The organism is Aquipseudomonas alcaligenes NBRC 14159 (genome assembly GCF_000467105.1).
GTDB classification, from domain to species: Bacteria; Pseudomonadota; Gammaproteobacteria; order Pseudomonadales; family Pseudomonadaceae; genus Aquipseudomonas; species Aquipseudomonas alcaligenes.
Genome location: NZ_BATI01000008.1, coordinates 141,275 through 159,832, shown reverse-complemented (window position 1 = coordinate 159,832; position 18,558 = coordinate 141,275). Strand labels below are relative to the sequence as shown.

The window sequence follows — 18,558 nt, the reverse complement described above, 5'->3', positions numbered from 1 at the left end:
TCGTGGCGGAAATAGACCTTGGTCAAGGCCGGCTCATTCTTCCCCGGGCAGCTCCGGCAGGGCGCGCAGGGCCTGCTCATACCAGGCGCCGTCGAAGGGCCGGTCGTCGCGCAGCATGGCATCGATCTCGTGGGCCAGGACCAGGGCCATCAGCTCGAGGATTTCCTCGCGCTCGTAGCCGACCAGGGTCAGCTTGTTGTACACGGCCTTGGCCGCCGGCGGGTTGTCCGCTTCCAGCTGGTTCTCGATGGCCTGGATCAGGGTTTCTTCGGCGAAGGCTTCATCGTCGTCGTGGTCATGTTCGCTCATGGCTTTTCCTCGTGGGCGGCGCTGTAGTCTGCCACAGCCATCATTCAGCCGGCTGATGGAGCTTCCCGCACGCAGCTGGCCAGCGATAACTGGAGTTTTCCGGATCGGTAAGCCGCCATGCTCAGACTCCACGGATTCGCCGTCAGCAACTACTACAACATGGTCCGCCTGGCCCTGCTGGAAAAGGGCCTGGCGTTCGACACCGTCAGCGTCTACGGCAGCCAGGACGAGGCCTTCCTGGCGCATCTGCGCAGCAGGGCCTGAGGCTCAGGGGCAGGGCTTGCCGGTACCCTTGAGGTCGAGCTTGAAGAATTGCAGGCGGAAGCCCGAGGTCTTGGCGCGGCTGCACAGCTTGGCGTTGTAGGCGCGGTAGTCGGCGATGAAGATCGGCTTGCCTTGGCGGCGCATGGGCACGTAACCGCCGCACTCCTCGTACTGGTAGCAGCTCTCGTTGACCGCGAAGTCGAAGTAGGCTGCCAGCTGCGGCAGCAGCTCGACGGCGTTCTTCAGGCCGACGCTGAGGTTGCGCTTGTGTGCTTCGCTGGCCAGCCAGCGGTTGAAGTCGATCTGCTGGGCGCGGGTCAGCTTGAGGCCGTTGTCATTGCTGTAGCCGTCCACGTTGTCCGGGTCGACGCCGTCGCAACCCTTGCTGCGGGCCAGGTCCAGGCGCTTGGCCAGCAGCTTGCGCACATCGCTGCGGCGATAGTCCAGCCAGCGCTCGCCGGGCCACTCCGGCAGCGGCTTGCCGATGGCGGCCTTGGGATAGAGCTTGGCGTCGCTGCGCCAGTCTTCCCAGGTGCCGGCGCTGAAGTAGCAGATGACGATGCGGCCCTGGCCCTTGAGGTTGGTGATGGTCTGCTTGGGCGTGTCATACAGGTCGATGTCGTAGACCTGCCGGTTGGGCGTCTGCAGGGGGCCGTTGAGTTGCAGGTGCCAGCTGGCATTGGCCGGGATGGCCAGGGGCGAAGCATTGGCGAGCGTAGCCAGGAAAAGCGGGAGCAGAGCCAGGAATGAGCGCATGGGGCGGCCTTGGTGGGGCTGGACGTTTGGGCAAGATACGTGAGCGGCTGGGGCGCCCCAAGCACAGGGCGCCGGGCGGTACTCAGCCGGCAGCGAAGTCGAGCAGCGCCTGGCCGGTCAGGCGGTAGGAGATCCAGTCGTCCTTGGGGCGGGCGCCGAAGGACTCGTAGAACTCCATGGCCGGTGTGTTCCAGTCCAGCACGGCCCACTCCATGCGCCCGCAGCCCTTGGCCACGGCCAGTTGTGCCAGATGCTGCAGCAGCGCCTTGCCGGCGCCGAGCTTGCGGTATTCCGGCGCGACGTACAGGTCTTCCAGGTAGATGCCGTGCTTGCCCAGCCAGGTCGAGTAGCTGAAGAAATACACGGCAAAGCCGATCGCCACGCCATCCTGCTCGCAGATCAGCGCATGGGTGGTCGAGCCCGCGCCAAACAGGCTGTCGCGAATGCCAGCGACGTCGGTCTGCACCTCGTGTTCGGCCTTCTCGTAAATGGCCAGGTCGGTGATGAAGCGCAGGATCAGTGCGGCATCATCGGCTGTGGCGGTGCGGATATGCAGGCTCATGCGAATATTCTCGAAGTGTTTAGCCGTAGAGGAGAACCAGTACAGCCAGTGGCAGGGCAACCAGACAGAGGACGCCGAAGGAGGCGATCCAGTTGCCGCGTGGGCTGTCCGGATCGATCTGGCGCAGTGGCAGGCGCGGATAGCGGCCCAGCGTCAGCAGGCGCAACAGCAGCCAGCCGGCGCTGTAGAAGAAGTAGCCGAAGATCAGCCCCAGAATGGCCTCGCCGAGGAACAGCAGGCCACGTAGCAACAGCTCAAGCATGGGAAGTCCTTTTCCCTTGGCGGGCGATCAGCGCGTCGCCAGCAGTTCCCAGCCGCGCGCCACGGCGGCACGTACCTGGTTCGGCGCGGTGCCGCCGATATGGTCGCGGGCGTTGACCGAGCCTTCCAGGGTCAGCACGGCGAACACGTCGTCGCCGATCTGCTCGCTGAACTGGCGCAGCTCGTCCAGGCTCATCTCGGCCAGGTCCTTGCCGGTTTGCACGCCGTACTTCACCGCGTGGCCGACGATCTCGTGGCAGTCGCGGAAGGGAAGACCCTTGCGCACCAGGTAGTCGGCGAGGTCCGTGGCGGTGGAGAAGCCACGGCGGGCCGCCTCACGCATGATGTCCTTCTTCGGCTTGATCGCCGGAACCATGTCGGCGAAGGCGCGCAGGCTGTCGCGCAGGGTGTCGGCGGCGTCGAACAGCGGTTCCTTGTCTTCCTGGTTGTCCTTGTTGTAGGCCAGCGGCTGGCCCTTCATCAGGGTCAGCAGGCCGGTCAGGGCGCCGAACACCCGGCCGGATTTGCCACGCACCAGCTCCGGCACGTCCGGGTTCTTCTTCTGCGGCATGATCGAGGAGCCGGTGCAGAAGCGGTCGGGCAGGTCGATGAACTGGAACTGGGCGCTGGTCCACAGCACCAGCTCTTCGGAGAAGCGCGAAAGGTGCATCATCGCCAGCGAGGCGGCCGCGCAGAATTCGATGGCGAAGTCACGATCCGACACGCCGTCCAGCGAGTTGCCGCCAACGGCGTCGAAACCCAGCAGTTCAGCGGTGATCTCGCGGGCAATCGGGTAGGTGGTGCCGGCCAGCGCGGCCGAGCCCAGCGGCATGCGGTTGACCCGTTTGCGGCAGTCTACCAGGCGCTCGTAATCGCGCGACAGCATCTCGAACCAGGCCAGCAGGTGATGCCCGAAGGTCACCGGCTGGGCGGTCTGCAGGTGGGTGAAGCCGGGCATGATGGTGTCCGCTTCGGCTTCGGCCAGGCCCAGCAGGCCCTGCTGCAGGCGGGTGATTTCGGCGAGGATGAGGTCGATCTCGTCGCGCAGCCACAGGCGGATGTCGGTGGCCACCTGGTCGTTGCGCGAGCGGCCGGTGTGCAGCTTCTTGCCGGTGACGCCGATGCGGTCGGTCAGGCGCGCCTCGATGTTCATGTGCACGTCTTCCAGGTCGACGCGCCAGTCGAACTGGCCCGCTTCGATCTCGGCCTGGATCTGCTTGAGGCCAGCCTCGATGGCGTCGCGCTCGTCCGCGGTCAGCACGCCGACCTTGGCCAGCATGGTCGCGTGGGCGATCGAGCCCATGATGTCGTGGCGGTACAGGCGCTTGTCGAAGTCGACCGAGGCGGTGAAGCGGGCGACGAAGGCGTCGACGGGCTCGCTGAAGCGGCCGCCCCAGGACTGGTTGGTTTTTTCGCTGCTCATGGCTGGACTCGTGGCAGGGCAGACGCGGCGGGCGCCTGCGAAACGGACAAAGTGTGTCGATAATAACAGCCTTGCCGGGAAAACCGAGGCCGCGCCGATCTGTTGCCGCCGTCACAGTTTGCGTGGTTCGGCGGCATTTGGGTCACCGTTTTGGCCCGGCCGGGCCGCTCTGGCTTGCCGCCCGGTGGCGCACACAAGGAAACTGCAGGGATGAAAATCCAATGGTTCAACAAGGGGCGCACCCTCGCCCCGGACGACGATTTCTTCCTGCCGGAGCTGTGCGAGCCCGAGGCGCTGCTTGGCCTGGTGCTGCTGGCCGAGCTGCTGGTGCTGGTGCTGGTGCTGGCCGAACCCATGCTGCCCGCGTTCAACTGGGAGCGCCTGGCGCTGACCTCACTGTTCGTGCAGTGGATCGTGCTGCTCTCGGCGGCGCTGCTGTGCCGCCTGCGGCCGCTGCTGGCGCGCCTGCGAGCGGCCCTGGCCGGGGCACTGTGCTGCACGCTGGTGGTAGCGCTGACGCTGGCCTGCACCACGGTGGCTGACTACTTCAACCTGGGCGGCGTGTTGCCGCGTGAGGGCGAGGTTAACCTGTACCTGCGCCATGCGCTGATCAGCCTGATCATGTCCGGCCTGATGCTGCGCTACTTCTACCTGCAGAGTCAGTGGCGCAAGCAGCAGCAGGCCGAGCTGAAGGCGCGCATCGAATCGCTGCAGGCGCGTATCCGTCCGCACTTCCTGTTCAACAGCCTGAACAGCATCGCCAGCCTGGTGGTGGTCGACCCGGTCAAGGCCGAGCAGGCGGTGCTTGATCTGTCCGATCTGTTCCGCGCCAGCCTGGCCAAGCCCGGTACCCTGGTGTCCTGGGCCGAGGAACTGGAATTGGGCAAACGATATCTGTCGATCGAGCACTATCGGCTCGGCGACCGGCTACAGTTGGATTGGCAGGTGGAAAATGTGCCGGCGGATCTGCCGATCCCCCAGCTGACCTTGCAGCCGCTGCTGGAGAATGCCCTGATCTACGGCATCCAGCCGCGCATCGAGGGCGGACTGGTACGGATCGAGGCGGACTACCGTGATGGGGTGTTCCAGCTCTGCGTGAGCAACCCCTTCCAGGAAGTCGCCGATCAGCAGCCGTCGCGCGGAACCCACCAGGCCCTGGTGAATATCGATGCGCGCCTGGCGGCACTTTTCGGCCCCGGCGCGAGTCTCAGCGTGGATCGCCGTGACGGGCGCCACTTCACCTGTCTACGCTATCCTTGTTCGAGACTCATGCAGGAAGCCCGAGCAATATGAATGTGCTGATCGTCGATGACGAACCCCTTGCCCGCGAGCGCCTGATCCGCATGGTCGGCGAACTCGAGGGTTATCGTGTCCTCGAGCCCTCGGCCAGCAACGGCGAAGAAGCGCTGGCGCTGATCGACAGCCTGCGGCCGGACGTAGTCCTGCTGGACATCCGCATGCCCGGCCTCGATGGCCTGCAGGTGGCAGCCAAACTGTGCGAACGCGAGGCGCCGCCGGCGGTGATCTTCTGCACCGCGCATGACGAGTTCGCCCTGGAGGCCTTCGACGTCAGTGCCGTCGGCTACCTGGTCAAACCGGTGCGCCCTGAGGCCCTGGCTGCCGCGCTGAAGAAGGCCGAGCGGCCCAACCGCGTGCAGCTGGCGGCGCTGACGCGCCCGGCCATGCCCGGCAATGGCGCCGGCCCGCGCAGCCATATCAGCGCGCGTACCCGCAAGGGTATCGAGCTGATTCCGCTGGAGCAGGTGATCTTCTTCATCGCCGACCACAAGTATGTGACCCTGCGCCATGAAGGCGGCGAGGTGCTGCTGGACGAGCCGTTGAAGGCGCTGGAGGATGAGTTCGGCGAACGCTTCGTGCGCATCCATCGCAATGCGCTGGTCGCCCGCGAACGCATCGAGCGTCTGCAGCGCACGCCGCTGGGGCACTTCCAGCTCTATCTCAAGGGTCTGGGGCCGGACGCCCTGACCGTCAGCCGGCGCCATGTGGCCGGTGTGCGCAAGCTGATGCACAGCCTGTAAGCCCCCCGGATGCAGCCTGCGGCGATCGTGCCTGCGGGCGTGCGCCGGTCATCCTGTTATCATCCCCGGCAGTTCGTCTTCTGGAATTGCCCATGTCCCGCGAAATCCGCATCGCCACCCGTAAGAGCGCCCTGGCCCTGTGGCAGGCCGAGTACGTCAAGGCCCGCCTGGAGCAGGCTCACCCCGGGCTGAAGGTCAGCCTGGTGCCCATGGTCAGTCGTGGCGACAAGCTGCTCGACGCGCCGCTGGCGAAGATCGGCGGCAAGGGCCTGTTCGTCAAGGAACTGGAAACCGCCCTGCTGGAGAACGAGGCCGATATCGCCGTGCACTCCATGAAGGACGTGCCGATGGACTTCCCCGAGGGGCTCGGCCTGTTCTGCATCTGCGAGCGTGAAGACCCGCGCGACGCCTTCGTCTCCAATACCTACGACAGCCTCGACGCACTGCCGCCCGGCAGCGTGGTCGGGACCTCCAGCCTGCGCCGTCAGGCCCAGCTGCTGGCGCGCCGCCCGGACCTGAAGATCCACTTCCTGCGCGGCAACGTGAACACCCGCCTGGCCAAGCTGGATGCCGGCGAGTACGACGCCATCATCCTCGCCGCCGCCGGCCTGATCCGCCTGGGTTTCGAGGCGCGCATCCGTGCCTCGATCAGCGTCGACGACAGCCTGCCGGCCGGTGGTCAGGGCGCGGTGGGCATCGAGTGCCGCACCGCCGATGCCGAGATCCACGCGCTGCTGGCGCCGCTGCACCATGCCGAGACGGCCGCGCGGGTGACCGCCGAGCGCGCGCTGAACAAGCGCCTCAACGGCGGCTGCCAGGTGCCGATCGCCTGCTACGCCCTGCGCGAGGGCGAGCAGCTGTGGCTGCGCGGCCTGGTCGGCCAGCCCGATGGCGGCCTGCTGCTGCGCGCCGAAGGCCGTGGCAGCGATGCCGAGGCGCTTGGCGTGCAGGTGGCCGAGCAGCTGCTGGCGCAGGGCGCCGAGGCCATTCTCAAGGCGGTGTACGGCGAGGCCGCGGCCGAGTGACGGGCTGGCGCCTGCTGCTGACCCGCCCGGCTGCCGAGTGCGAGGCGTTGGCCGCCACCCTGGCCGAGGCTGGCGTCTACAGCTGCAGTCTGCCGCTGCTGGAAACCGAGGCGCTGGCGGAAACGCCCGAGCAGTGCGCCATCCTCCGCGATCTAGAGCGTTACAGCGCCGTCATCGTGGTCAGCAAGCCGGCCGCGCGCCTGGGCCTAGCCCTGCTCCAGCGCCACTGGGCGCAGCCACCGTGCGGCCCGCGCTGGTTCAGCGTGGGCGCCGCCACTGCGCAGATTCTCGACCAGTACCTGCAGCCGCATGGCCTGCAGGCCTGCTGTCCGAGCCTGGGCGACGACAGCGAGGCGCTGCTGGCCCTGCCCGAGCTTGACCAGGCGCTGTGCGTGGCAAACCCACGGGTGCTGCTGATGCGCGGCGAGGGCGGGCGCGAGCTGATCGCCGAGACCCTGCGCGCGCGTGGCGCCGTGGTCGACTATCTGGAACTCTACCGGCGTCTGTGTCCTCAATACCCCAGCGGCACCTTGCCGCAGCTGGTGGCGGCGCAGCGTCTCAACGCACTGCTGGTGAGCAGCGCCCAGGGTCTGGAAAACCTGCTGCAGCTCGCTGCCAGTGCCTGGGCGGAGCTGGCTCGGCTACCCTTGCTGGTGCCCAGCCCGCGGGTGGCCGAACTGGCCCGCGCGGCGGGCGCCCGGCAGGTCATCGATTGTCGCGGCGCCAGTGCTGCGGCTGTTCTGGCGGCCCTGCGCGCCCATCCGGCGCCGGCCTCTGATGCATAAGGAAGGACTCGTGAGCGAAACCACCCCGCAGATCAGTGAACAGACCCCGCCACTCGCCGCGGAGCCGGCCCCGCAGGCAGCCGCCAAGGCCAGTGGGCGCGGCCCGGCCTGGTTGGCCCTGCTGGTCGGCCTGGCCGGCCTCGGTGTCGGCGCCTGGAGCGCCTGGCAGCTGCATCAGCAGCAGGGGCAGGCGGCGGAGCAGCTGGAGCGGCTACGCGAAATCGGCGCGGCGACCGAGACCCGGCTGCAGGGCAGCGAGGATAGCGTGGCCAAGAAGCTGGCCGGTCTGCCCTCGGCGGACCAGCTGGCCACCCAGCGCGACCTGCTGGTGAGCCTGCAGGGCGAGCAGCAACGCCTGGCGCAAAGCCTCTCCGGCCTGCTCGGCAAGAGCCGCGAGGACTGGCGCCTGGCTGAGGCCGAGCACCTGCTGCGCCTGGCCATGCTGCGCCTCTCGGCGCTGCAGGACGTCGACAGCGCGATCGCCCTGGTGCAGGGCGCCGATGACATCCTGCGGGCGCAGAACGATCCGCAGGCCTTCGCCGCCCGTGGCGAGTTGATCAAGGTGCTGGAGGCCCTGCGCAGCTTGCCGCAACTGGATCGCAGCGGCCTGTTCCTGCAGTTGGCCGCCCTGCGCGGCCAGGCCGCCCAGCTGCAGACGCTGACGCCCGAATACCTGGTGCCGGCCGAAGCTCCGGCCGGCGCCAACAACGCCAGCGACGCCAGCCGCTGGGAAGAGCTGTGGCAGCAGGTGTCACGCTATGTGCGTATCGACCTGCACGCCGATCAGGACGTGCGTCCGCAGCTGGCCGGGCAGAGCCTGGCGCAGGTGCGCCTGACCCTGGTGCTGGCCCTGGAGCAGGCGCAATGGGGCGCGCTGAATGGCGAGCCGGAAGTCTACCGTCAGGCGCTGGCCGCCGCCGGTGACGTGCTGGACAGCTACTTCGACCGCGACAACCAGGCTGTGCAGGCCCTGCGCCAGCGCATCGGCGAGCTGGCCGAGCAGCCGGTGGTGGCTCAGCTGCCGAAGCTGGATAACGCGCTCGACGTGCTGCAGGCCTATCTCAAGCGCCGCGAGGCCGCCGAGCTGATGCCCGATGCGCAGGCCGAGCCGGCGCTGGAGCCGGATATCGAAGCCATCGAGGAGGACGGGCAATGATCCGCGCCGTCCTGCTTCTGCTGCTGGTGGTCAGCGCGGCCACCCTGCTGGGGTTGGCCGTCGCCGAGCACAGCGGCTACGTGCTGATCGCCTGGAAGGGTCTGCGCTACGAATCCAGCCTGTGGGTGTTCCTGCTTCTGCTGGCGCTGGCCTGGGGCCTGTTCGTCGGCGTGCGCTGGCTGGTGCGGGTGTTGCTGGCCTCCGGTGGTGTGGTCAATCCCTGGTCCCGGCGCAACCGTGGCAAGCGCCAGCAGCTGGCTGCCGACAAGGGCCTGCTGGACCTGATCGAGGGGCGCTGGGAGCGTGCCGTGCGTCACCTGTCGCTGGCCGCCGAGGGCGAGCGTCAGCCGCTGATGTATTACCTGGGCGCGGCCCGTGCCGCCTACAAGCTGGGGCGGGTGGAGGAGGGCGAGGCGCTCCTGGAAAAGGCCCTGCGCAGCCAGCCGCAGGCCGAGCTGGCCGTGGCCCTGACCCATGCCGAGCTGCAACGCGAGCGCGGCGATCTCGACGGTGCCCTGGAAACCCTGCAGGCCATGCGCGAGCGTCATCCGCGGCATCATGCGGTGCTTGAGCAACTGCAGCGCACGCTGGTCGAACGCGGCGACTGGGCGGCCTTGCTCGACCTTCTGCCGGAGCTGCGCAAGAGCCGTGTGGTTGAGGGCGAGGCGCTCGCCGAACTCGAGCGCAAGGCCTGGATCGACCGCCTGCAACGTGCCGGCGAGCAGGGGCTGGAGCAGGGCGAGTTGGCCCTGCAACCCCTGACGGCGGCCTGGCAGCAGCTGTCCTCGGCGCAGCGCCAGGATGCCGAGCTGCTGCTGGCCTATGCCCGCCAGCTGCGCGCCTTGGGCGCCCAGGAGGAGGCCGAGGAGGTGCTGCGCAAGGCGCTCAAGCAGGGTTACGACGAACGTCTGGTGCGCCTCTACGGCCAGCTGCGCGGGCGCGACCCGGCGCGCCAGCTGCAGAGCGCCGAGGCGCTGCTCAAGCAGCATCCGCAAGCGCCACAACTGCTCCTCGCCCTGGGGCGTCTGAGTCTGCAGAACGGCTTGTGGGGCAAGGCGCGCGAATACTTCGAGATCAGCCTGGAGTTTGCCCGCAGCCCCGAGGCCTGCGCCGAGCTGGCGCGCCTGCTGGCCAGCCAGGGCGAGGCCGAGCAGAGCAACCGTCTGCTGCAGGAGCTGCTGGTGCTGCAAGGCCAGCGCCTGCCCGAGCTGCCACAGCCATCGGTCTGACGTATGGCGCCCTGTCGCTGACGGGGCGTCTGCCATTACCTTGAAAGGCCGCTCGGCTTTCCTCTACCGTAGGCGCCTTTCTCGCCCCCGCATCGGAGTTCCCATGGCGCTGGCCACCCCGCGTACCCTGTTCCTGCTGGCTTTTATCGGCTGCCTGGCCCTGATGGCCGGTGCGCTCTATCTGGAGCATGTGGTCGGCCTCAACCCCTGCCCGCTGTGCGTCGTCCAGCGCGTCTTCGTCATTCTCTTCGCACTGGTCTGCCTGATCGCAGCCATCCATGGCCCGGCCCGTGGCGGGCGCCGCGGATATGCCATGCTGGCCCTGCTGTTTGCCGCCGGTGGTGGCGCCACGGCTGCGCGCCAGGTGTGGTTGCAGGGCGTGCCGGCTGACCAGCTGGAAGCCTGCCTGCCCAGCCTGGAGTTCATGGTCCAGGCGCTGCCCCTGCAGGAAATCGCGCGCCTGGTGTTCCACGGCACCGCCGACTGCGCCGAAGTGACCTGGACCCTGTTTGGCCTCAGCGTGCCGGAGTGGAGCCTGCTGGCCTTCGTCGGCATGGCACTGTTCGCCCTGTTCCAGCTGTTTCGACGTACCTGACGATTCCCGAACGGCATGACTTGATGCCCGCGCCGAGTGGGCATACTCTGGCCCTACGCCTTGTCAGTAAACCGCCGTTTTTGCCGAGGCGTCCCCCGAGAACCCGCGAGCTGACAATAAAATGTCTCGGGGCTGGCGTATTCGCATTCACCAGTAGGGAAGTGAGGACATCATGCTCGAGAGCTGCCAGAACGCCCAGGAACGCTGGGGTGGCGTACACCAGCTGATCGATCGCTGGTTGCAGGAACGCCATGAACTGGTGAGCGCCTTCGGCGCGCTCAGCGACAACCTTCAGGGTGCGGCGTCCGGGCAGGGCGTGCAGCGCTTCTGCGAGATTCTGGTCGACTACGTCTCGGCCGGTCACTTCGAGGTCTACGAGCAGCTGACCAGCGAGGCCAAGGCCTTCGGTGATCAGCGCGGCCTGGACCTGGCCAAGCAGATCTACCCGCGGATCGAGGCCATCACCGAGGTGGCCCTGTCCTTCAATGACCGCTGCGACAACGGCGACTGCCGCGATGCCGCCTCGCTCAATGCCGAACTCAAACGGCTGGGCCAATTGCTGCATGAGCGTTTCGAACTGGAAGACTGCCTGATCGAGGTGTTGCACAACGCTCATCGGCAACAGGCCACTGCGACCCCGCTCTGAGCCGGTCGATCACTCAAGAAAAAGCCGCCCTACGAGGCGGCTTTTTCTTGGCGGTCAGTCGGCGACTTCGAGCAGTTCCACTTCGAACACCAGGGGCGCGTTCGGCGGGATCAGGTCGCCTGCGCCCTCCGCACCGTAGGCCTGCTCGGCCGGAATCACCACGCGCCAGCGCGCACCTGCCGGCATCTCGCGCAGGGCGGTCTGCCAGCCGGGAATCAGCGCGCCGAGGCGGAACCACTGCGGACCTTCGCTCTGGTCGAACAGGCTGCCGTCGGCCAGTTCGCCACGGTAGCTGACCCGCACTCTGCCATTGCTGCGAGGCTTGGCACCGCTGCCCGCGCGTAGCTCGCGCACCAGTACGCCACCGGCCAGTTCGCGTACGCCGTAGCGGGATTTCTCCGTAGCCAGGAAGCGTCCCTCGGCCAGGCGCGCCTGTGTTTCACGGGACTCGGCGCTGCGTTGTTCGTGCTCTGCCAGCAGCGCCTCGATGCGCTCCGGCGGCAGGCGCAGCGCCTCGCCGCGATAGGCCTGGCGCAGGCCCGCGAGCAATGCATCCAGCGGCAGGTCGGGCACCTCGCCGCGCAGGCGCTCACCGAGCTTGGCGCCGAGGCTGTAGGCCAGATCCTCATCCTGCGGTGTGGCGCACGCCAGCGATGAACAGAGGCACAGCAGTACCAGCCAGAAGCGCAACATGGTCGATATCTCCGCAAAATTTGCCGGCGATTATGCAGGTTGCCGGCGCAGGCGCTAGCGACCGGCGAGTCAGCCGTCTAGTATGGGGTCACCAACGTCCGTTAGGAGGCACGCCATGCCGACCAACAATAAGAAGTCCGTTAGCACTCCTTTGCACCTGCTGCAGCAACTGTCCCACAGCCTGCTCGAACATCTGGAAAAGGCCTGCACCCAGGCGCTGGTCGATGCCGAAGAGCTGCTGACCAAGCTGGAGAAGCAGCGCGTCAAGGCGCAGGAAAAACTCCACGACGCCCGCAGCAAACTGCAGGATGCGGCCAAGGCCGGCAAGGCCAAGGCGCAGGAAAAAGCCAAGGCCGCCGCCGCTGAGCTGGAAGAGCTGCTCGCCGCGCTCAAGACCCGTCAGGCCGAAACCCGCAGCTACATTGCCCAGCTCAAGCGTGATGCTCAGGAAAGCCTGAAGCTGGCGCAGGGCGTGGGCAAGGTCCGTGAGGCTGCCGCCAAGGCGCTGGACAGCCGTGCTGTCGCCAAGCCGGCTGCGAAGCCTGCGGCCAAAACCGCGGCGAAGCCGGCCGCGAAGAAGGCGACTGCCAAGCCCGCAGCCAAGGTAGCCGCAAAACCTGCCGCCAAGCCTGCCGCGAAGAGTGCTGCCAAACCCGCCGCCGCCAAGGCCCCGGCCAAAGCAGCCGCTGCCAAGTCCGCAGTGAAACCGGCAGCCAAGCCTGCGGCCAAGGCAGCCGCGAAGCCCGCCGCCAAACCAGCCTCTAAGCCCGCGGCCAAGCCTGCCGCCGCCAAGGCTCCGGCCAAAGCAGCCGCTGCCAAGCCCGCAGCGAAACCGGCAGCCAAGCCTGCGACCAAGGCAGCCGCGAAGCCTGCCGCCAAGCCAGCCTCTAAGCCCGCGGCCAAACCGGCTGCTGCCAAGGCCCCGGCCAAAGCCGTAGCGGCCAAGCCGGTAGCGAAGCCGGCGGCAAAACCCGCGGCCAAAGCCGCTGCCAAGCCTGCGGCGAAGCCGGCAGCCAAGAAGCCTGCGGCGGCCAAACCGGCAGCGGCCAAGCCCACCGCGAAACCGGCCAGCACGCCTGCCGCCGCCAAGCCGGCAGCACCGGCCAGCGCTGCACCGGCAGCGGCGGCCGCACCTGCCGCCAGCAACGGCAGCACGCCGCCCAGCGCTTAAGTCTGAGTGGCCGCGACGCGCAGCAGTTCGCGCGCGTCGCGGTCCTCCAGCAGCTTTTCCAACCAGGCCACGGCTTCGTCCGTGGCCTGCCATTTCTGGGCCAGTTGCTCCAGTCTGCCGAGCAGCTCCCGTTCGGCCTCCAGCTCCAGTGCCTTGACCTGTTCGCGCAGCCGCGCCTGTTGCGGATCGAGCAGCGCCGCTGCCTTCCAGCCCTGGCGTAGTTCGCGCAGCGGCTGCACCACCTGGCGTTGCCAGGGCTCGGCGATGGCGCGCAGCTGCGCCAGGCGCTGCGCCTCGCAGGGCACCTGCCGGCGCTCCAGCCACAGCGCGCAGAGCACCAGGCAGACGTCCGCGCCACCGTCCTGCAGGCGCAGAAAGACCTGCTCCACGCCGGGGCGGGCGTAGCAGGCCAGGGCGAAATTCCACAGGTCAGCTGGCATAGGGTGCTCCGAGCGAAGCTGGTAGACTCCGCGGCCATTATGATCCGACTCCAGAATCTCACTCTACAGCGTGGTCCGCAGCGCCTGCTCGAAGGCGCCGAACTGACCCTGCACGCCGGCCAGAAGGTCGGTCTCATCGGCGCCAATGGCGCCGGCAAATCCAGCCTGTTCGCCCTGCTGCGCGGTGAGCTCGGCCCCGACGCCGGCGATTGCCTGCTGCCGGCGGACTGGCGCATCGCGCACATGCGCCAGGAGGTCGACAACCTCGAACGCCTGGCGGTGGACTATGTCCTCGATGGCGATCTGCACCTGCGCGCGATCCAGGCCGAGCTGGCCAAGGCTGAGGCCGCCCACGACGGCGCCGCCATCGCCCGCCTGCACACCGAGCTGGACAATGCCCAGGGCTACACGGCCGATGCCCGTGCGCGCAAGCTGCTGGCCGGCCTGGGCTTCACCAGCGAACAGATGGACCGCCGTGTCGGCGACTTCTCCGGTGGCTGGCGCATGCGCCTGAACCTGGCCCAGGCGCTGATGTGCCCGTCCGAACTGCTGTTGCTCGACGAACCGACCAACCACCTCGATCTCGATGCGATCCTCTGGCTGGAGGACTGGCTCAAGGGCTACCCCGGCACCCTGCTGCTGATCTCCCACGACCGCGACTTCCTCGACGCCGTGGTCGATCACGTCGCGCACCTCGAACAGCAGAAGCTGACCCTCTACCGCGGCGGCTACTCGGCCTTCGAGCGCACCCGTGCCGAGCGCCTGGCGCAGCAGCAGCAGGCGTACGAGAAGCAGCAGGCGCAGCGCGCACACATGGAAAAGTACATCGCCCGCTTCAAGGCCCAGGCGACTAAGGCCCGTCAGGCGCAGAGCCGGATCAAGGCCCTGGAGCGCCTGGAAGAGCTGGCCCCGGCGCATGTGGATTCGCCTTTCGACTTCGTCTTCCGCGAGGCGGACAAGGTCTCCAGCCCCCTGCTCAACCTGTCCGAGGCGCGTCTCGGCTATGGCGACAAGACGGTGCTGGACAAGGTCAAGCTGAGCCTCGCCCCCGGCGCGCGCATCGGTCTGCTCGGGCCCAACGGCGCCGGCAAGTCGACCCTGATCAAGACCCTGGCCGGCGACCTCGCCGTGTTCGGTGGCACCCTCGCACGCGGCGAGAACCTGGCGATTGGCTACTTCGCCCAGCACCAGCTCGATTCGCTCGATGCCAAGGCCAGCCCGCTGCTGCACCTGCAGCGTATTGCCCCGAGCGAGCGTGAGCAGACCTTGCGCGACTTCCTCGGCGGCTTCGATTTCCGCGGCCCGCGCTGCGACGAAGTGGTGGTGAATTTCTCCGGTGGTGAGAAGGCGCGCCTGGCCCTGGCGCTGATCGCCTGGCAGAAGCCCAACCTGCTGCTGCTCGACGAACCGACCAACCACCTCGACCTGGAAATGCGCCTGGCCCTGACCATGGCCCTGCAGGACTTCGCCGGTGCCGTGCTGGTGGTCTCGCACGACCGTCACCTGCTCAAGAGCACCACCGACGAGTTCCTGCTGGTGGCCGACGGGCGCATCCAGCCATTCGAGGGCGACCTCGATGACTACGCGCGCTGGCTGGTCGACTACCGCGCCCGTCAGCAACCGCAAAGCAGCGCCGCGCCGGCCGCGGACAAGACCGACAAACGCGCCCAGCGTCAGGCCGCCGCCGCCCTGCGCCAGCAACTGGCGCCGCACAAGAAACAGGCCGACAAGCTGGAGCAGGAGCTGGGCAAGCTGCAGGAAAAGCTCGCCGCCGTCGAAGACAAGCTCGGCGACAGCGGCCTGTACGAGGCCGCGCGCAAGGACGAGCTGCGTGAGCTGCTGGCCGAGCAGGCTGCGCTCAAGACCCGCGAGGCCGAGCTGGAAGAGACCTGGCTGGAGGCCCTGGAAACCCTGGAGGCGCTGCAGCAGCAACTGGAGGAGAGCGAGTGATGGAGCAGCTGGCAGTGCTCAGCGACTGGCGCGAACCGCTGATTCTGGCCGGGCAGGTGCTGCTGATCCTGCTCCTGGCCTGGGCCGTCCAGCGCCTGGTCGGACGCGGCATCACCCGCCTTGGCGAGCGCTACGCGGCGCTGCCGACCGAGCTGTGGCTGCCGCTGCGCGGGCTGCTGCGCTGGCTGATCATGGGCAGCGCGCTGATGCTGGTGCTGGAGCGCCTGGGCGTGTCCGCCGAAGTGCTGTGGACGGCGCTGACCGGCTTCGTCGCAGTCGCCGCGGTGGCCTTCTTCGCCATCTGGAGCGTGCTCTCCAACATGTTCTGCGCCCTGCTGATCTTCAGCATGGGGCCGTTTCGCATCGGCGACATCGTCGAGGTGATCGACAGCGCCGACAAGCCCGGAGTCAAGGGACGGGTGATGGCGATCAACCTGTTCTACACCACCCTGGAGGACCCGGAGGCAGCCAATGCGCTGATCCAGGTGCCGAACAGTCTGTTCTTCCAGAAGTCGGTGCGTCGCTGGCGCTGAACGGAGGGCGGGAGTAGGCTGGATGCCCGCCTTTTGCTGTCGAGGTAACTGTCCATGACCCTGGAAACCTGGCTCGCCTTCTTCGTCGCCTGTTGGGTGATCAGCCTGTCGCCGGGTGCCGGTGCGGTGGCCTCGATGAGCGCCGGGCTGCGTTACGGGTTCTTGCGCGGTTACTGGAATGCGCTGGGCCTGCAGCTGGCGCTGCTGATGCAGATCGCCGTGGTCGCCGCCGGCCTCGGTGCCGTGCTGGCCACCTCGGAGCTGGCCTTCAACCTGATCAAGTGGTTCGGCGTGGCCTACCTGGTCTACCTCGGCTGGAAACAGTGGGTCGCCGCGCCTGGCGAGATCGCCGCCGGCGAGGGCGAACGCCCGCTGGGGCGCCCGTTGACCCTGGTGCTGCGCGGTTTTCTGGTCAACGCCAGCAACCCCAAGGCGATCATCTTCATCCTCGCCGTGCTGCCGCAGTTCCTCGATCCCAAGGCGCCGCTGCTGGTCCAGTACCTGCTGATGGCCGCCACCATGGTGGCGGTCGATCTGGTGGTGATGGCCGGCTACACCGGCCTCGCCGCGCGGGTGCTGCGCGCGCTGCGTTCGCCGCGTCAGCAGCGCATCCTCAACCGCACCTTCGGTGGCCTGTTCGTGGCCGCCGCCGCACTGCTGGCCACGGTACGGCGCACGGCCTGAAAGTTCCCGGCGCCTTTTCGAACAGACTGTTCGTCCGGGTGTTGCCAGATATTTCAGATTCCGCTTGAGCGAAATCGTTAGCTCGGCAACAATCTAATGCCATCCATTCGCATTTGGAACGCATTGATGTTCTCCAATCGTTCTCCTTTCGCCTGGCTGATGCTGCCGCTGCTGGCCTGCTTCAGTCTGTTTGCCCTCGCCGAGCCGAGTGAGGGCGCCGCCCAGGCCCTGCACCTGCTGGGCTACCTGGGTGCCGACTATCCCGCCACGGTGAACGCCGGCCAGGTGGTCGATCCGAGTGAGTACCGCGAACAGCTCGAATTTGCCGGTGTGCTGCAGGGACTGATCGTCGCGCTGCCGGCCAACGCCGGGCGCGATGAGCTGGAGCAGGGCGTGCAGCGCCTGCGTGGTGCCATCGAGGCGCGCGCCGCAGGCGAGGCCGTGGCGGCGCAGGCGCGCCAGCTGGCGGTGCGGCTCGCGGAGCTGTATCAGGTGCGCCAGGCTCCGGCGATCACCCCGGATGCCGCCCGTGGTGCCCCGCTGTATGCCCAGCATTGCGCCGTCTGCCACGGTGACAGCGGGCTGGGAGACGGCCCGGCCGGGCTCGGCCTGGAGCCGCCGCCGGCCAATCTGCGCGATACCGCGCGCATGGACCGGCTGAGCCTGTACGACCTGTTCAACACCATCGGCCTGGGTATCGAAGGCACCGACATGCCGGCCTTCGCCGACCAGCTGGACGAGCGCGAGCGCTGGGATCTGGCCAGCTACCTGGCGTCCCTCAGTGCTGGCCAGGCCGACACCGGCAAGCCTTTCGCCCTGGCCGAGCTGGCCGGCAAGACGCCGGCCGAGATTGCCGCCTCCGGTGGCGACGTGGCGGCCTTCCGCGCCCAGCGCGCGCAACCGCCGCAGGTGCAGCGCGGCCCGGCCGAGCTGATCGAGCACACCCGTGCCACCCTGGAGCAGAGCCTGGCGACCTATCGTCAGGGCGACCACGAGCAGGCCTATGACCTGTCGGTGGCCGCCTACCTGGAAGGCTTCGAGCTGGTCGAGAGCGCCCTGGACAACCTCGACGCGGCGCAACGCAAGACCACCGAGCGCGCCCTGATGGCCTACCGCCAGGCGCTGCAGGACGGTGCCGGTGTAGCCCAGGCCGCGCACGCGCTGGAGCTGGCCAAGGCCGAGTTGGGCAAGTCGGCCGCGCTGCTGGCGGACGGCGCCATGAATGCCTCGCTGAGCTTCTTCTCCAGCCTGCTGATCCTGCTGCGCGAGGGCCTTGAGGCGATTCTGGTGCTGGCGGCGATCCTCGCCTTCCTGCGCAATACCGGCCAGCAGGCAGCGGCGCGCAGCGTCCACATCGGCTGGGGCCTGGCTTTGCTGGCGGGCGTTGCCACCTGGGCGGTGGCGGCCTACCTGATCGACATCAGCGGCGCCCAGCGCGAACTGCTGGAAGGCGCCACCGCGCTGTTCGCCAGCGTGGTACTGCTGTGGGTCGGCGTGTGGATGCACGACCGCCGACATGCTGCGGCCTGGCAGGACTACATCAAGAGCAGCCTGGTCGGCGGTGGCGGCCGTTTCGGTTTCGCCGTGCTGGCATTCTTCTCGGTGTATCGCGAGCTGTTCGAGGTCATCCTGTTTTACGAGACCCTCTGGCTGCAGGCCGGCCCGGCCGGTCACGGCATGGTCCTGGCCGGTGCTGCCGCCGCGCTTCTGCTGTTGCTTGGCCTGGCCTGGGTGATCCTGCGTGGTTCGCGCAAGCTGCCGCTGGCCGCTTTCTTCAGCGCCAACGCGGTGCTGCTGTGCGTGCTCTCGGTGGTGTTCGCCGGTCATGGCGTCGCGGCTCTGCAAGAGGCCGGCATGCTCGGCACTCGCCCGGTGGCGTTCTTCGACTTCGACTGGCTCGGCATCCACGCCGACGCCTGGAGCCTGTCCGCCCAGGCGCTGGCCCTGGCCGGCATCGCCACGCTCTATGGGCGCAGCTGGCTCGGCGAGCGGCGCCGTGCGGCAGCGGCTAACATGGCGGCCTCGTCCGACTGAGAG

At 67.9% G+C, this 18,558-nt stretch carries 20 protein-coding genes and 1 pseudogene; 14 read left to right on the top strand and 7 right to left on the bottom strand.

Going from position 1 to position 18,558, the window contains the following annotated elements; genetic code table 11:
• Positions 1 to 33: 33 nt before the first annotated feature.
• Entirely contained in the window at positions 34 to 309 is a 276-nt protein-coding gene (locus PA6_RS06265) for a hypothetical protein (protein WP_021700050.1), read from the bottom strand.
• Between the two features lie 117 nt (positions 310 to 426).
• On the opposite strand from PA6_RS06265, the pseudogene PA6_RS22680 reads away from it, so the two are divergent.
• A pseudogene (locus PA6_RS22680) lies at positions 427 to 534 on the top strand (glutathione S-transferase N-terminal domain-containing protein); the annotation flags it as partial.
• 42 nt (positions 535 to 576) lie between these two features.
• Here the strand turns inward: PA6_RS22680 and PA6_RS06260 are convergent.
• From PA6_RS06260 to argH, 4 genes are all read right to left on the bottom strand, one after another.
• The gene (locus tag PA6_RS06260; RefSeq protein WP_021700049.1) at positions 577 to 1,329 is read right to left on the bottom strand and encodes an endo alpha-1,4 polygalactosaminidase; all 753 of its coding nucleotides are present in this window, start codon (positions 1,327 to 1,329) and stop codon (positions 577 to 579) included.
• An 82-nt stretch (positions 1,330 to 1,411) separates the two neighbouring features.
• A complete protein-coding gene (locus PA6_RS06255) occupies positions 1,412 to 1,891 on the bottom strand; it encodes a GNAT family N-acetyltransferase (protein ID WP_021700048.1) in 480 nt (159 codons plus the stop codon).
• Between the two features lie 19 nt (positions 1,892 to 1,910).
• On the bottom strand, positions 1,911 to 2,153 hold the full coding sequence (locus PA6_RS06250; protein ID WP_021700047.1) for a hypothetical protein: 243 nt from the start codon (positions 2,151 to 2,153) through the stop codon (positions 1,911 to 1,913).
• Between the two features lie 27 nt (positions 2,154 to 2,180).
• Positions 2,181 to 3,575: an argininosuccinate lyase gene (gene argH / locus PA6_RS06245; protein WP_021700046.1), complete on the bottom strand. Its 1,395-nt coding sequence runs from the start codon at positions 3,573 to 3,575 to the stop codon at positions 2,181 to 2,183.
• A 210-nt stretch (positions 3,576 to 3,785) separates the two neighbouring features.
• Between argH and PA6_RS06240 the strand changes: the two genes are divergently transcribed.
• The 8 genes from PA6_RS06240 (at position 3,786) to PA6_RS06205 (ending at position 11,050) form a co-directional block, all read left to right on the top strand.
• Complete coding sequence (locus tag PA6_RS06240) at positions 3,786 to 4,868, top strand: sensor histidine kinase (RefSeq protein WP_021700045.1); 1,083 nt, start codon at positions 3,786 to 3,788, stop codon at positions 4,866 to 4,868.
• Complete coding sequence (locus PA6_RS06235; protein WP_021700044.1) at positions 4,865 to 5,614, top strand: LytR/AlgR family response regulator transcription factor; 750 nt, start codon at positions 4,865 to 4,867, stop codon at positions 5,612 to 5,614. The genes PA6_RS06240 and PA6_RS06235 overlap by 4 nt, the downstream gene beginning before the upstream one ends.
• Before the next feature lie 92 nt (positions 5,615 to 5,706).
• Complete coding sequence (gene hemC, locus PA6_RS06230; RefSeq protein WP_021700043.1) at positions 5,707 to 6,639, top strand: hydroxymethylbilane synthase; 933 nt, start codon at positions 5,707 to 5,709, stop codon at positions 6,637 to 6,639.
• Positions 6,636 to 7,424 (top strand): uroporphyrinogen-III synthase, encoded by a 789-nt coding sequence (locus PA6_RS06225; protein ID WP_021700042.1) that lies wholly within the window; start codon positions 6,636 to 6,638, stop codon positions 7,422 to 7,424. Before hemC ends, PA6_RS06225 begins: the two co-directional genes overlap by 4 nt.
• Positions 7,417 to 8,580, top strand: coding sequence for a uroporphyrinogen-III C-methyltransferase (locus tag PA6_RS06220; RefSeq protein WP_081693947.1), 1,164 nt, complete (start codon positions 7,417 to 7,419; stop codon positions 8,578 to 8,580). The genes PA6_RS06225 and PA6_RS06220 overlap by 8 nt, the downstream gene beginning before the upstream one ends.
• Positions 8,577 to 9,809 carry a heme biosynthesis HemY N-terminal domain-containing protein gene (locus PA6_RS06215; RefSeq protein WP_021700040.1) on the top strand — a complete coding sequence of 411 codons (1,233 nt, stop codon included), beginning with the start codon at positions 8,577 to 8,579 and terminating at the stop codon, positions 9,807 to 9,809. Before PA6_RS06220 ends, PA6_RS06215 begins: the two co-directional genes overlap by 4 nt.
• A gap of 103 nt (positions 9,810 to 9,912) precedes the next feature.
• Complete coding sequence (locus PA6_RS06210) at positions 9,913 to 10,404, top strand: disulfide bond formation protein B (RefSeq protein WP_021700039.1); 492 nt, start codon at positions 9,913 to 9,915, stop codon at positions 10,402 to 10,404.
• Between the two features lie 172 nt (positions 10,405 to 10,576).
• Positions 10,577 to 11,050: an Rsd/AlgQ family anti-sigma factor gene (locus PA6_RS06205; protein ID WP_021700038.1), complete on the top strand. Its 474-nt coding sequence runs from the start codon at positions 10,577 to 10,579 to the stop codon at positions 11,048 to 11,050.
• A 54-nt stretch (positions 11,051 to 11,104) separates the two neighbouring features.
• Here PA6_RS06205 and PA6_RS06200 read toward each other — a convergent pair whose 3' ends face one another.
• Positions 11,105 to 11,743: an FKBP-type peptidyl-prolyl cis-trans isomerase gene (locus tag PA6_RS06200; protein ID WP_021700037.1), complete on the bottom strand. Its 639-nt coding sequence runs from the start codon at positions 11,741 to 11,743 to the stop codon at positions 11,105 to 11,107.
• A gap of 115 nt (positions 11,744 to 11,858) precedes the next feature.
• Between PA6_RS06200 and PA6_RS06195 the strand changes: the two genes are divergently transcribed.
• A complete protein-coding gene (locus PA6_RS06195; RefSeq protein WP_021700036.1) occupies positions 11,859 to 12,914 on the top strand; it encodes an AlgP family protein in 1,056 nt (351 codons plus the stop codon).
• On the opposite strand, the gene PA6_RS06190 is transcribed toward PA6_RS06195, so the two are convergent.
• Positions 12,911 to 13,354: a TIGR02444 family protein gene (locus PA6_RS06190; protein ID WP_021700035.1), complete on the bottom strand. Its 444-nt coding sequence runs from the start codon at positions 13,352 to 13,354 to the stop codon at positions 12,911 to 12,913. The two genes, PA6_RS06195 and PA6_RS06190, sit on opposite strands and share 4 nt — an antisense overlap.
• A 39-nt stretch (positions 13,355 to 13,393) precedes the next feature.
• On the opposite strand from PA6_RS06190, the gene PA6_RS06185 reads away from it, so the two are divergent.
• From PA6_RS06185 to PA6_RS06170, 4 genes are all read left to right on the top strand, one after another.
• Positions 13,394 to 15,304 carry an ATP-binding cassette domain-containing protein gene (locus PA6_RS06185; RefSeq protein WP_021700034.1) on the top strand — a complete coding sequence of 637 codons (1,911 nt, stop codon included), beginning with the start codon at positions 13,394 to 13,396 and terminating at the stop codon, positions 15,302 to 15,304.
• Entirely contained in the window at positions 15,304 to 15,837 is a 534-nt protein-coding gene (locus PA6_RS06180; RefSeq protein ID WP_021700033.1) for a mechanosensitive ion channel family protein, read from the top strand. Before PA6_RS06185 ends, PA6_RS06180 begins: the two co-directional genes overlap by 1 nt.
• A gap of 54 nt (positions 15,838 to 15,891) precedes the next feature.
• Positions 15,892 to 16,521, top strand: a complete 630-nt coding sequence (locus PA6_RS06175; RefSeq protein WP_021700032.1) for a LysE family transporter — start codon at positions 15,892 to 15,894, stop codon at positions 16,519 to 16,521.
• Between the two features lie 126 nt (positions 16,522 to 16,647).
• On the top strand, positions 16,648 to 18,555 hold the full coding sequence (locus PA6_RS06170) for a cytochrome c/FTR1 family iron permease (RefSeq protein WP_021700031.1): 1,908 nt from the start codon (positions 16,648 to 16,650) through the stop codon (positions 18,553 to 18,555).
• Positions 18,556 to 18,558 lie beyond the last annotated feature (3 nt).

What these genes read in the sequence shown, in the direction of transcription:
- PA6_RS06265 (WP_021700050.1), bottom strand. Translation starts at nt 309, where the DNA reads ATGAGCGAACATGACCACGACGACGATGAAGCCTTCGCCGAAGAAACC.
- PA6_RS06260 (WP_021700049.1), bottom strand. Translation starts at nt 1,329, where the DNA reads ATGCGCTCATTCCTGGCTCTGCTCCCGCTTTTCCTGGCTACGCTCGCC.
- PA6_RS06255 (WP_021700048.1), bottom strand. Translation starts at nt 1,891, where the DNA reads ATGAGCCTGCATATCCGCACCGCCACAGCCGATGATGCCGCACTGATC.
- PA6_RS06250 (WP_021700047.1), bottom strand. Translation starts at nt 2,153, where the DNA reads ATGCTTGAGCTGTTGCTACGTGGCCTGCTGTTCCTCGGCGAGGCCATT.
- argH (WP_021700046.1), bottom strand. Translation starts at nt 3,575, where the DNA reads ATGAGCAGCGAAAAAACCAACCAGTCCTGGGGCGGCCGCTTCAGCGAG.
- PA6_RS06240 (WP_021700045.1), top strand. Translation starts at nt 3,786, where the DNA reads ATGAAAATCCAATGGTTCAACAAGGGGCGCACCCTCGCCCCGGACGAC.
- PA6_RS06235 (WP_021700044.1), top strand. Translation starts at nt 4,865, where the DNA reads ATGAATGTGCTGATCGTCGATGACGAACCCCTTGCCCGCGAGCGCCTG.
- hemC (WP_021700043.1), top strand. Translation starts at nt 5,707, where the DNA reads ATGTCCCGCGAAATCCGCATCGCCACCCGTAAGAGCGCCCTGGCCCTG.
- PA6_RS06220 (WP_081693947.1), top strand. Translation starts at nt 7,417, where the DNA reads ATGCATAAGGAAGGACTCGTGAGCGAAACCACCCCGCAGATCAGTGAA.
- PA6_RS06215 (WP_021700040.1), top strand. Translation starts at nt 8,577, where the DNA reads ATGATCCGCGCCGTCCTGCTTCTGCTGCTGGTGGTCAGCGCGGCCACC.
- PA6_RS06210 (WP_021700039.1), top strand. Translation starts at nt 9,913, where the DNA reads ATGGCGCTGGCCACCCCGCGTACCCTGTTCCTGCTGGCTTTTATCGGC.
- PA6_RS06205 (WP_021700038.1), top strand. Translation starts at nt 10,577, where the DNA reads ATGCTCGAGAGCTGCCAGAACGCCCAGGAACGCTGGGGTGGCGTACAC.
- PA6_RS06200 (WP_021700037.1), bottom strand. Translation starts at nt 11,743, where the DNA reads ATGTTGCGCTTCTGGCTGGTACTGCTGTGCCTCTGTTCATCGCTGGCG.
- PA6_RS06195 (WP_021700036.1), top strand. Translation starts at nt 11,859, where the DNA reads ATGCCGACCAACAATAAGAAGTCCGTTAGCACTCCTTTGCACCTGCTG.
- PA6_RS06190 (WP_021700035.1), bottom strand. Translation starts at nt 13,354, where the DNA reads ATGCCAGCTGACCTGTGGAATTTCGCCCTGGCCTGCTACGCCCGCCCC.
- PA6_RS06185 (WP_021700034.1), top strand. Translation starts at nt 13,394, where the DNA reads ATGATCCGACTCCAGAATCTCACTCTACAGCGTGGTCCGCAGCGCCTG.
- PA6_RS06180 (WP_021700033.1), top strand. Translation starts at nt 15,304, where the DNA reads ATGGAGCAGCTGGCAGTGCTCAGCGACTGGCGCGAACCGCTGATTCTG.
- PA6_RS06175 (WP_021700032.1), top strand. Translation starts at nt 15,892, where the DNA reads ATGACCCTGGAAACCTGGCTCGCCTTCTTCGTCGCCTGTTGGGTGATC.
- PA6_RS06170 (WP_021700031.1), top strand. Translation starts at nt 16,648, where the DNA reads ATGTTCTCCAATCGTTCTCCTTTCGCCTGGCTGATGCTGCCGCTGCTG.